16 protein-coding genes are annotated in these 11650 nt (G+C 38.3%); 13 read left to right on the forward strand and 3 right to left on the reverse strand.

Annotated features, from left to right (window positions below):
• Nucleotides 1-41: 41 nt before the first annotated feature.
• The gene (locus tag KKC46_21805; protein ID MBU1056437.1) at nucleotides 42-254 is read right to left on the reverse strand and encodes a hypothetical protein; all 213 of its coding nucleotides are present in this window, start codon (nucleotides 252-254) and stop codon (nucleotides 42-44) included.
• 607 nt (nucleotides 255-861) lie between these two features.
• Here KKC46_21805 and KKC46_21810 point away from each other — a divergent pair.
• Entirely contained in the window at nucleotides 862-1977 is a 1116-nt protein-coding gene (locus KKC46_21810; protein ID MBU1056438.1) for a metallophosphoesterase, read from the forward strand.
• 10 nt (nucleotides 1978-1987) lie between these two features.
• Here KKC46_21810 and msrA read toward each other — a convergent pair whose 3' ends face one another.
• The gene (msrA, locus tag KKC46_21815) at nucleotides 1988-2599 is read right to left on the reverse strand and encodes a peptide-methionine (S)-S-oxide reductase MsrA (protein MBU1056439.1); all 612 of its coding nucleotides are present in this window, start codon (nucleotides 2597-2599) and stop codon (nucleotides 1988-1990) included.
• Nucleotides 2600-2769: 170 nt separating this feature from the next.
• Nucleotides 2770-3171 (reverse strand): peptide-methionine (R)-S-oxide reductase MsrB, encoded by a 402-nt coding sequence (gene msrB, locus KKC46_21820; protein MBU1056440.1) that lies wholly within the window; start codon nucleotides 3169-3171, stop codon nucleotides 2770-2772.
• A gap of 437 nt (nucleotides 3172-3608) precedes the next feature.
• Here msrB and KKC46_21825 point away from each other — a divergent pair, with 437 nt between their 5' ends.
• From KKC46_21825 to KKC46_21880, 12 genes are all read left to right on the forward strand, one after another.
• Nucleotides 3609-4334 (forward strand): CsgG/HfaB family protein, encoded by a 726-nt coding sequence (locus tag KKC46_21825; protein ID MBU1056441.1) that lies wholly within the window; start codon nucleotides 3609-3611, stop codon nucleotides 4332-4334.
• A gap of 5 nt (nucleotides 4335-4339) precedes the next feature.
• Complete coding sequence (locus tag KKC46_21830) at nucleotides 4340-4690, forward strand: DUF4810 domain-containing protein (protein ID MBU1056442.1); 351 nt, start codon at nucleotides 4340-4342, stop codon at nucleotides 4688-4690.
• Nucleotides 4687-5400 carry a DUF799 domain-containing protein gene (locus tag KKC46_21835; GenBank protein MBU1056443.1) on the forward strand — a complete coding sequence of 238 codons (714 nt, stop codon included), beginning with the start codon at nucleotides 4687-4689 and terminating at the stop codon, nucleotides 5398-5400. Before KKC46_21830 ends, KKC46_21835 begins: the two co-directional genes overlap by 4 nt.
• Before the next feature lie 378 nt (nucleotides 5401-5778).
• Complete coding sequence (locus KKC46_21840; protein ID MBU1056444.1) at nucleotides 5779-6354, forward strand: rubrerythrin family protein; 576 nt, start codon at nucleotides 5779-5781, stop codon at nucleotides 6352-6354.
• Between the two features lie 53 nt (nucleotides 6355-6407).
• Entirely contained in the window at nucleotides 6408-6782 is a 375-nt protein-coding gene (locus KKC46_21845) for a desulfoferrodoxin (protein ID MBU1056445.1), read from the forward strand.
• 21 nt (nucleotides 6783-6803) lie between these two features.
• Nucleotides 6804-6959 (forward strand): hypothetical protein, encoded by a 156-nt coding sequence (locus KKC46_21850; protein ID MBU1056446.1) that lies wholly within the window; start codon nucleotides 6804-6806, stop codon nucleotides 6957-6959.
• A gap of 63 nt (nucleotides 6960-7022) precedes the next feature.
• Entirely contained in the window at nucleotides 7023-7460 is a 438-nt protein-coding gene (locus KKC46_21855) for a flavodoxin domain-containing protein (protein ID MBU1056447.1), read from the forward strand.
• 243 nt (nucleotides 7461-7703) lie between these two features.
• Nucleotides 7704-7889, forward strand: a complete 186-nt coding sequence (locus tag KKC46_21860; GenBank protein ID MBU1056448.1) for a hypothetical protein — start codon at nucleotides 7704-7706, stop codon at nucleotides 7887-7889.
• A 33-nt stretch (nucleotides 7890-7922) separates the two neighbouring features.
• A complete protein-coding gene (locus tag KKC46_21865; protein MBU1056449.1) occupies nucleotides 7923-9224 on the forward strand; it encodes a cytochrome ubiquinol oxidase subunit I in 1302 nt (433 codons plus the stop codon).
• A 27-nt stretch (nucleotides 9225-9251) separates the two neighbouring features.
• Nucleotides 9252-10280, forward strand: coding sequence for a cytochrome d ubiquinol oxidase subunit II (gene cydB, locus KKC46_21870; protein ID MBU1056450.1), 1029 nt, complete (start codon nucleotides 9252-9254; stop codon nucleotides 10278-10280).
• A 191-nt stretch (nucleotides 10281-10471) separates the two neighbouring features.
• A complete protein-coding gene (locus KKC46_21875; protein ID MBU1056451.1) occupies nucleotides 10472-11437 on the forward strand; it encodes an NAD(P)H-dependent oxidoreductase in 966 nt (321 codons plus the stop codon).
• Nucleotides 11438-11466: 29 nt separating this feature from the next.
• The gene (locus KKC46_21880; protein ID MBU1056452.1) at nucleotides 11467-11625 is read left to right on the forward strand and encodes a rubredoxin; all 159 of its coding nucleotides are present in this window, start codon (nucleotides 11467-11469) and stop codon (nucleotides 11623-11625) included.
• Nucleotides 11626-11650: the final 25 nt, after the last annotated feature.

Consider the following 11650-nt stretch of genomic DNA (forward strand, 5'->3'; position numbering starts at 1 on the left):
AAGATTCTATCTTTCATTGCCGTGTTCTGGGCCTGGTATCATTAATATTGCAATCTGCATCTTTCGCAAACATACATATCCCATAGCGCTTTTTCCCCAAGTTTAACAAAATATTGGATATTATAAAGAGCATTTCCGCATCGTCCACATATAAATGGAGAAATAATCATATTAATCCTCGTACACTTTTTTACTGTCCACGCTTTGCCCTCAACAGCACATTGTAAAGGACCGCTGGTAGTTGTATCATGCAAATATATATTCTCCTTTAATGCCGCATTTTAAACCTGACTTTGTCTTTTTTGGCATTGTTTGATTTTAAGATCAATACCTTTTATCTGTGAGGCAATAGGAGTTTATGCCAGGCCGCATTCAAATTATCGCTGCGTTGGCTTCGTCGGTTCTGTCTTTGACGTATTACATATACTCCTATGGGAAAACCTCACGTACGGGTTGAAGTAGCAGGGAATGGAAAAGTGTTATGGAGAGCGCCTAAACTGGCACGAAGCTGGAAACGGCATATACAGCCAAGGCAACATCTACGGCAACTCGCCATGCCTTTATCCTCCTATAGCTGCTGCAAGGTAGTAATGGGGGCGTCTATGTTTTTATGCTTTTTCCCACCTGATTACATATGGAATTTAGCTAAATAAAGCTTGCTAAATTTACAAATTTTTCTTAGCATCACTTACTATTATACAGTAATCGTGTGTTCTGTTTTGAAGGTAAGTTTACGATAGACAGATTGCTATATCATGTTGGAACCGGTAAATACTATAAAATGGATTATAGTTAACCACTGATTTGTGATTAGAGCCGTTTTTATGATCTGATTTACTGATAGAGCCGGGAGTTGATATTTTGGTACTTTTTCTTCTTGTTTCTTCCATAATATACCTTGCATTAAACTACTATATTTATAGTCGCATCACGGGTGGTTTGAATCTCTCGATCCGTGCTTCAAAAATTCTGCTGGTTTTCTTTATTCTGGCTACCTTCTCGTTTATTCCGGCTGAAATTCTTAGTCGCCATTTTGAGCAAGAGTGGATCAGACCGTTTTTATACTTAAGCTTTACCTGGCTTGGGGTGACATCAATCGCTATTGCAGTTTTTGTAATCGTAGATGTTTTAAGAATATTTATAAGGCTTAAAAAGTTCAGATACTATGCAACCGTTAGTGCTTTGTTTCTGATCGCATTAACATCCGGCTATTGCTTATACAATCAAGCAAAAAATCCTGTGATCAAAGAGATTAAGATTCCTGTATCAAAACTGCCGCCTGCTATGAACGGATTTACGGTAGTACAATTGTCGGATCTTCATTTGGATATGTCAAAATCAGAAAGCTTTCTTAAAGATCTTGTTTTACAAACGCTTGCACTAAAACCGGATCTTATTGTAATAACAGGCGATATGATAGATACTGATATTTGCAAACTTAATGATTTCTGCAAAATTCTAAAGAGATTAAAGGCAAAATATGGCGTATATGCGGTTACCGGAAACCACGAGTTTTATGCCGGCATTCCGCTTTTTATGGAAATAGCGACAAATTCGGATATCAGGGTTCTTAGAAACACAAATGTTTTAATTGCGGATGCTATAGAACTTGTCGGTATTGATGATGCATTCTCTGTTAAGCGGTTTGAAAAAATTTCGGTAAAAGAAAGTCTTTTGAGCGCATTTAAAAAAGTTGATTTCACAAAGCCGGTATTGCTTCTTTCGCATCAGCCGGGTGTTTTCGATCTTGCCCGAAGTATGGGGGCGGATATACAGCTTTCAGGACATACACATGCAGGGCAGCTTCCGCCCGTAGATTTGCTGGTTCAATTTCTATTTAAATATCCCTTCGGCTTATATAAAAAAGATACCTCATATCTTTATACTACATGCGGTTCTGCTTTCTGGGGGCCTCCCATGCGAATGTTTTCAAAACCGGAAATTGTCAAAGTAATCCTGATCGCAAAAAAGTCATGACTCTATTAAATTAATGCCCTGCCTCATCACCCCACAATTGCTTAAGACGCTTATCCCGACCGCAACTGTAACGGTAGTATTTATAACGAATCGGATTTTTCTTATAATAGTGTTGATGATATTCTTCGGCAGGGTAGAACTCGCTGACTTGGACAATCTCTGTTTCAATATTTCCTTTAAAAGGCTTATTCTTCTCAAGCATTTGCTTTGACTGTAATGCCAGCTTTTGTTGTTTCTCATTATGATAAAAGATTGCACTTCGATACTGATTGCCTGTATCGCAAAACTGCCTGTCTTTAACTGTCGGGTCAATATTGTGCCAAAAGACGTTTAGCAATTTTTCATAAGTCACTTTTTCCGGATTATAGACAATCTGTATTGATTCGGTATGTCCGGTTCCTCCTGCTGAGACTTCTTTGTATGTCGGGTTATTTTTATGTCCTCCGGTATAACCCGGAATTACCGAAACCACCCCGTCAAGCTGGTCGAATGGGTGCTCCATACACCAGAAACATCCGCCTGCAAATGTTGCTTTCTCAATATTATCTTCTACAGCTATACTTGTTCCGGTTGCAAAAAATATGAACGGTAATGTCATCATTGCGATAATTAGTACTTTCATTAAACACCTTCCTTATAAGCCAGCTTCAAAACGTCCCATTTTGGCCGATCTCTGCGTTGGGTGAAAATTTTAATCCTCGAAATACTCCATGTATTCCTGCGGTTAAAATTTCCCCCCGCCTTGACCTTGACCAAACTGAAACGTTTTGAAAGTGGCTCTTATAAATACGCTTATTTGCCTGCTGCTACAAATTGCAATGCAGCAGAATTCATACAGTATCTTAGCCCTGTTGGTTTGGGGCCGTCGTTGAAAACATGACCTAAATGGCTGTCGCACCTGCGGCAGAGTATCTCGGTACGTGTACTAAACAGACTGTTATCCGGTGCTTCAATTATGTTTTCCGGTGCAATGGGTGCTGTAAAGCTTGGCCAGCCGGTTTTTGAATCAAATTTATCTTCCGATTTGTACAGATCTAAACCGCATGCGGCGCAACGGTAGATGCCGTCTTCGTAAAAATGGTCGTATTGTCCGCTAAAAGCCTGCTCTGTTCCCATTTCCCTCATTATATGGTATTGTACAGGTGTGAGCAGCTTTTTCCATTCTTCATCTGTTTTAACCACGGTTTTGCCCATAATATAATCCCCTTTTTCAGCTGAATAGACCTTGATATCTGACGGTTCTGATATATTAGTGCCTTCTGCCTGCGTTTCCGGGTTGCACGAAAGAATCATGCTGCAAAACATAAAAAATGTTATCATGAATGCCTGAAATAATGCCGGGTATTTCATATGATATCTCCTTTAATGTTTAATGAATTCATCTGACTCGTCAGCTTATTAGAACTGCTTTCCCTTGTTTATGCCTTAATTAACGGATGATGCCTTATTTTGATTAAAAGTTTATCATGTTTGCATCTTTTGTAAATATGGTTTATTTATTTCATCTTGACACCATAATTTAATAATACTATTCGTAAGCAGTATATTGTTATAAATGAAGGCCGAGCAGACACTTGGAATAAAAATATCTGTTTTGTAGTTAATACGAAATTGTAAAGGAGCTAACTATAATGAAAGGTTTCCTGAAAAAATATTGGCGCAATAATCTTGCGCCTGATGTAAATATCCCGATAATTGCTTGCACAATAGTTTTGTTTGCAGGAATATTCATGTTGCTATCATGTGCTACTGAAAGCCATAATGTTTTGGAAACTGAATCGGTGGCAACCTATAAAACCGGTTACATCGGGCCAAAGTATCAACTGGCAGTGGGTAAATTTGCAAATCGCTCAACATATATGAACGGTATATTTTCAGATGGAACAGACAGGCTTGGGTCTCAGGCAAAAACTATTTTAAAAACACATCTTGCTCAGACAAATCGTTTTGTTACGATGGACCGCGACAACATGGATGAGATAGCCCAGGAAGCAAAGATTTTAGGGAAAAATCAGGAGCTGACGGGTGCTAAAGTAATTGTTACCGGTGAAGTAACGGAATTTGGCCGCAAGGTAACAGGGGATGCACAGCTTTTCGGTATTCTCGGCCATGGTAAAAAACAAGTTGCATATTCAAAAGTTTCAATCAATATCGTTGATGTACATACTTCTCAGATTGTATATGCTATTCAGGGTGCAGGTGAATATGCCTTGAGCAACCGGGAAATTCTTGGTTTTGGCGGAACGGCAGGATATGATTCAACCCTTACTAGTAAAGTGTTGAATTTAGCTATTATGGATGCTGTGAATAAACTTGTTGCAGGACTAGAGCGCGGTGAATGGAGCCCGGTTAAATAGACATTATGAGACTGCTTGAAAAATTTCTTTGCCTGATAATTGTTTTGCTTCTCACAGGTTGTGCAGGCCCTAGTACTTTATATGAATGGGGTTATTATGAAGACTCCCTTTTTGATATGTATATTAATCCGGGCAAAACGTCTCTAAGCGATGAAATCAATCGCTTTGAGGAACAAATTGAAGAAACAACTGCTTCGGACAGATTTGTTCCTCCTGGATTGCATGCACATCTGGCATATCTTTATTTTTCTGAAGGGGATTATGCTACAGGCATGGTTCATTTACAGACCGAAAAGAAAAAATTTCCTGAATCATCACATTTCGTTGATGGAATGATAAACCGGATGAAAAAATGAAAAGATTTTTTTCTTTAACCTTTTATCTTTTTTTATTACTTTTTGCAGCTTTTTTTGTCCAGGCTTGTGGCACAGCTCCAAAACCGCATGACTATAATGCATATCTGTCTCATATGCCGGTTTCAATTCTTGTGCTGCCTCCTCGTAATGAATCCACGGAAGTCATGGCGCCGTATATTTATCTTTCCACTGTAACAAGGCCTCTTGCAGAGCGCGGATATTATGTTTTCCCGGTTGCGGTAATCGATATGCTGATGAAAGAAAACGGCGTGCCTTCCCCTGATGAAATGGCACAGGTAAGCCTGAAAAAGATTCGTGAAATAATTCATCCCGATGCTGTTTTGTACATGACTGTAAAAGAATGGGGAACAAAATATATGGTGCTAAACTCTACTACTACAGTGTGCCTGTCAGGGCAGCTTGTTGACACTGAAACAGGCATTGTTTTATGGCAGGGAGAATATCGCACAATAAAAAACTCAAACGATGGCCAGCAGGGGATAATTGCCATGCTGGTATCTGCGGTTATACACCAGATTGTTAATACCATTTCAGATCCTACTCGTGATTTGGCCCAATTGAACAATGGGCGGATGTTTTTAAACGAACGTAATGGCCTTCTGCTTGGAAAACGTCACAGCCAATTTGAATCTGACCAGCGCAGCCACCGGGAAATCATGAATCGTACAGCTGCTGAAAACAACCCCTGATCAAATGCAGGCAGAAACACACTTTTGAGATAACATACCGAAGCAATTTAAACTGCCCATCACCTGTGGAGGCAATCCACTATCATGATCAAACAATTATAACAAGAACCGGAACATTTTTTTGACAATCGATATATTTATGTTATTTTAATAAAAGCAATATTAATTATTGTTTTAAATATGACTTAGATACTGCTGTTCATCAACCAACTCTAAATTGCTTCTATTATCATTTATCATATATTTTTGTTAGTTATGCTTGGCTTTTAGTTTTTTTAACAAATATAAGAATTTTTCTTGATTATTTCTTGTTAGTAATTATTATCAATAAAGTATAAAAAAATAATTACTAATACTAATTCAACAGGAGGGTAGGAAATGGCGTCTATAAGTGGTACGAAAACTGAAAAAAATCTTCTTACATCATTTGCAGGTGAATCTCAGGCCCGTAATCGATATACATATTTTGCAAGTAAAGCAAAGAAGGAAGGGTATGAGCAGATTTCTTTTATTTTTGAAGAAACGGCAAACCAGGAAAAAGAGCATGCCAAACGGTTTTTTAAATTTCTTGAAGGTGGTGATGTTGAAGTTTGTGCTCCATTTCCATCAGGAGTAGTAGGTACAACTCTTGAAAATTTAAAGGCTGCCGCTGCCGGGGAACATCATGAACATACTGTCTTATATCCTGATGCTGCCAAAACTGCACGGGAAGAAGGGTTTGATTATATTGCCGAAGTTTTTGAGAAAATATCTATAGCTGAAAAACAGCATGAAAAAAGATACAGAGATCTTATCTCCAATATTGAATCGGATCAGGTTTTTAAGAAAAAAGAGGAAACAGTTTGGCGTTGCAGGAACTGCGGTTATCTGCACGAAGGAAAAGATGCTCCGGATGTTTGCCCGGCATGTGACCATCCGCAGGCGCACTTTGAGCTCCTTGGTGAAAATTACTGATTTTAATAAACTAACTTACTTAAAAATTAATCTATCGAAAGGAGAGTAACAACATGGCAACAAGACTTGAGGTTTACAAATGTGAAGCATGTGGAAATATAGTAGAAGTGTTGCACGGCAGTAAAGGAGAACTTGTATGTTGTGGAGCACCTATGAAACTTATGGCTGAAAATACCGTAGATGCTGCAAAAGAAAAACATGTTCCCGTTATTGAAAAAACATCGGGAGGTATCAAAGTAAAAGTGGGAAGTGTTGCTCATCCTATGGAAGAAAAACATTATATTGAATGGATTGAAATTATTGCCGATGGCAAACTGTATCGCCAATTCTTAAATCCTGGCCAGGCACCCGAAGCTACTTTCGCCATTGAAGCCAAAGAAGTTACCGCCAGAGAATATTGTAATCTTCACGGACATTGGAAAGCATAAAAGCATTAAGGAGGTAATATTATGTCAAACTGGAAATGCCAAAACTGTGGTTACATGTTTGAAGCGGATGCTCCGCCCGATAAATGCCCGTCATGCAAAGAAAAGTGTGAATTTGTTGATAACACATGCTATACGCCTGACTGTGGGGCTGAAGGTATTGACCCAAGGATAAAATAAAGTATTTGCATTCGAATTAAACATTGTTGTTATTACTTAATAAAAAATTGGAGAAGGTTTATTATGCCTAAAGCACTTATTGTTTTTGCTACAAGAAGCGGCGGAACAAAAAAAATTGCAGAGTTAATAGCGGAAGGGCTTCGAATTGCAGGTGCCGAAGTCGATGTCGTAAATGTAAATGAAATAAAAAACGAAAGCGCTCTTACCGGATATGACGCATGTATATTCGGATCAGCGACATACCATGGTGATATGATGCAGGGTATGAAGACGATGCTTTTTCTTGCAGAAAAAGCAAATCTGGATGGGAAAAAAGGAGGCTCCTTCGGAGCTTTTGGTTGGAGTGGCGAAGCACCTGACCGCATCTATGATACAATGAAAAACATATTTAATATGGATATGGTTAGCGCCTCTCTTCGTTTGAAATCCAGCACTATCGAAGGAGGGATACAGATGGCCCAGGATTACGGTCGTGAAATAGCTAAAAAGCTTGGACTTTAGAGCCACTTTTAAAACGTTTCAGTTTGGTCAAGCTCAAGGCGGGCGAAAATTTCAACCACAGGAATACATTAAGTATTTCGAGGATAGCGCTAAAGGTTAGCGCTATGCTTCACTACTACGTGTCACTTCGTGCGAAATTTGAGCCCAACGCTTAAGATCGGCCAAAATGGGGCGTTTTGAAACAAGTTCTGTAATATCTTAAATAATTTGACTTAATATTTCTTAATTATAAGGAGGATACCTATGACTACACCCCAGCATTGCCCCGGTTTTCAAGATTTTAAACATCTTTCATCTTTTATGTGTTCATGTCCTTCCTGCGGGAAAAAAATCGAAATATTTTCCGATGAGTTTGATAAAAAGCGTAAATGTGACTCTTGCGGCGCTGAAATAGATTTTACTCAATGCACACTTGAGGGTAAAGCCTAAAAATATCCATATTAAATAGGTCGGGAGGCGGTCATGGATATAGTAATGCTGTCACGTTTACAGTTTGCAACAGCAACCATATTCCATTTTTTGTTTGTGCCGGTAACGCTTGGGCTTTCTCTTATTATTGCAATAATGGAAACAAAATATGTGCGAACCGGTGACAAGCTTTACCTTTCCATGACTAAATTTTGGGGAAAGCTTTTTCTCATTAATTTTGCTCTTGGTGTAGTTACCGGAATAACCCTTGAATTTCAGTTCGGAACGAACTGGTCGAAATATTCGGCGTTTGTGGGAGATATCTTCGGTTCTCTTCTTGCTATAGAAGCTACAGCCGCGTTTTTCCTTGAATCTACTCTGATAGGGGTATGGATATTCGGCTGGAGAAAACTTTCCCCCAAAGCTCATGCCGCTGTAATGTGGCTTATTGCAGGTGCTTCAACTTTATCTGCTGTGTGGATTATTATTGCAAACGCATGGATGCAGCATCCTGTAGGTTATGTTTTAAGAAACGGCAGAGCCGAACTTAATGACTTTCTTGCCGTTGTAACGCAAAAATTCGCCGTACTGCAATTCTTGCATACAATAAGCGCAGCATATGTTATCAGCGCATTTTTTGTTATGGGAATAAGTGCATATCATATATTAAAAAAACAGAATCTTGATTTTTTTGTAAAATCTTTCAGAATCGCTCTTATTCTCGGTTTGATATCTTCTGTTTTTGTGGTATTTGAAGGAGACTTTCACGCAGCAGATATTGCCCAAAAACAACCCACAAAGCTTGCAGCCATGGAATCATTATGGGAAACAACTACAAGAGCGCCAGTGTACCTTTTTGCTATTCCGGATGAAGAAAATGAAAAGAATATGATTGAAATAGGTGCATTGCCCGGGGTTTTAAGCTTTCTTGCCTATAAAGATATAAATGCCGAAGTAAAAGGTTTAAAAGAATTTCCGAGAGATGAAAGACCTCCGGTATTAATTACCAGTATGGCATTTAAAGGCATGGTTGGCCTTGGAGCATATTTTATTTTTGTTACCGGTTATGGGTGGTTAAAAAGAAAGCGGCTTGCCGAAAACAAATTATATCTTAAGATTATGTTGTTATCAATTCCATTACCTTATATTGCTACGGAATTGGGCTGGGTATTGACTGAGGTAGGCAGGCAACCCTGGATTGTTTATGGTCTTATGAAAACATCTGATGCGGTTTCACCTATTGCTTCAACGCAGGTTTTAGTTTCTCTGATAGCTTTTATTCTTGTTTACGGGCTTTTGGGTTTTGCAGGATTTTATCTGATAATAAAAAACGCCAAAAAGAATCCGGTATTATAGGCCGGGTATTTTTCCCATGGAGGTATAATGGATTTACAAACTATTTGGTTTTTTCTATGGGGTTTGTTGTGGGCAGTTTTTTTTATGACTGACGGTTTCGATTTCGGAATCGGAATGCTTTATCCTTTTCTTGGAAAAAACGACATCGAAAAACGTTTAATGATAAACTCCATTGGTCCTCTCTGGGATGGTAATGAAGTATGGCTGATAGCTGCAGGCGGGGTTACTTTTGCGGCTTTCCCGCTTGCATATGCCGTAATGTTTTCTTCTTTATACTCCTGCCTTATGTTTATCCTTTTTGCTCTTATACTTCGTGGAGTAGCATTTGAATTCAGAGGAAAGGTAGATAAAAAGAGCTGGAGATTAATATGGGATATATGTATAACTGTCGGCAGTCTGACACCGGCTCTTTTGTTCGGAATTACTTTTGCAAATATATTCAAAGGGCTTCCGTTAGATGCCAATGGAGTATTTCAGGGGTCTTTTTTTGATCTGTTTAACGTGTATGCTATTATCGGCGGAATATTGTTTCTTTTATTGTTTTTGTTTCATGGAGCTTTGTGGCTGTCTATAAAAACAGAAGGAGATCTTAATAGAAGATCGATATCAACAGCGATTTGGCTGTGGCCGTTTATGCTGATTTGTGCTGTTGTATTTTTAGCAGCCAGCTGGTTTTATACAAAGCTTTTCGATAATTATATACAAAACCCGATACTCTTTATAGAGATTTTACTGGTTGTCGCAGCCTTAATTGCTTCAAGATATTTTATTAAACAACAGAGTTTTTTTAAGGCCTGGTTTTCATCTTCTATTACAATAGTAGGAGCGGTTTTTTTCGGAATAATCGGGTTATACCCGAATATACTTCCTTCAAGTATAAGCACTGATTTTAATGTTACGGCCTTTAATGCATCATCTAGCCCGCTTACTTTAAAAATTATGCTGGTTGTTGTAATTATTTTTATTCCGGTGATCATTGCATATCAGGCATGGACATATAATCTTTTTAAGGGAAAAATAACTGAAGAAGATCTTTCATATGAAGAAGCTTACTAACCGTTGTTATATAAAAACAGTAACAACTTAGGTTCACAGTTCCAGAGTTCACGGTTCAAGGTTAGAAAGCAAGGGGGAGGGCAATCAAATATGAACTGTGAACCGTGAATCTGACAAGCTTAGTAGTTATGAAAAATGAAAATTCGATCTGTGAATTACAGGCTTTTTAATATTAAAATGGAGAAAATAATATGCTGGCTCTTGGAATTATGGGCAGTCCCAGAAAAAACGGAAATACCGATTATCTGCTTTCTCTTTTCATGAAAGAAATGGAAAAAGCCGGGGTTAGAACAAATATCGTTGAAGTGGGGAAAAATAATTTTATGCCCTGCTTTGGAGATGGTGTTTGTGAAAAAAAAGGATTCTGTCACATAGATGATGATATGAATAAAGTTTATCCTCTTTTGCGTGAGGCTGATATTGTAGTACTTGCTACACCTATGTTTTTTTATAATTCACCGTCCCAGACAAAAGCGGTTATAGACAGAAGTCAGGCTTTATGGTCAAGAAGATACAGATTTAATCTTTCTGATCCTGGAAGTAAAATAAAAAAAGGATTTCTTCTTGCTTTGGGTGCTACAAAAGGCAAAAATCTTTTTGAAGGTATAAATCTTACTGCAAAATATTATTTTGATGCTATAAGTGCATCATTTGAATCAAGTTTGACATATCGGAAAATTGAAAACCGGAAAGATATGGAAAACCATCCGACTGTCGCAGATGATGTGAAACAGGCTGTTGAAAACTTGTTAAAACCATTTCTTACAAGAAAAAAAATATTGTTCGCATGCCGTGAAAATGCTTGCCGCAGCCAGATGGCAAGCGCTTTTGCCCGATATCTTGCAGGAGATAAGATTGATGCATTAAGCGGTGGCAGTGCTCCTTCCGATGAATTAAATAAAATTATGATTGAATCCATGCATGAAAAAGGAATAGATATGGCTTTTCGCAAACCAAAATCAATTGATGAGGTTTTATCAAAGGAAAAACCGGATATCATTATTACAATGGGTTGTAAAGAAGAATGCCCGGTTGTTCCGGGCGCTATAGTAAAAGATTGGGAACTTCCCGATCCGGCAGGAAAACCCATAGAGTTTATGCGTGATGTCCGCGATGAAATAGAAAAAAGAATTACGGATTTGATAAGTACATTATAAAAAAACTAACAATAAAAGGAGATGTGAAAATGGAGAAATATGTATGTAATGTATGTGGTTATGTTTATGATCCTGCAGCAGGAGATCCTGATAATGGTGTAAAAGCCGGAACTAAGTTTGCAGATCTGCCGGATAGCTGGGAATGCCCGGTATGCGGCGCTTCAAAATCCGATTTTGAAAAAGAATAAATCTTAACCTGACGCCCTTTTTCGT

The sequence above is a fragment of the Pseudomonadota bacterium genome (assembly GCA_018817425.1).
In the GTDB taxonomy this organism is placed as follows: domain Bacteria; phylum Desulfobacterota; class Desulfobacteria; order Desulfobacterales; family RPRI01; genus RPRI01.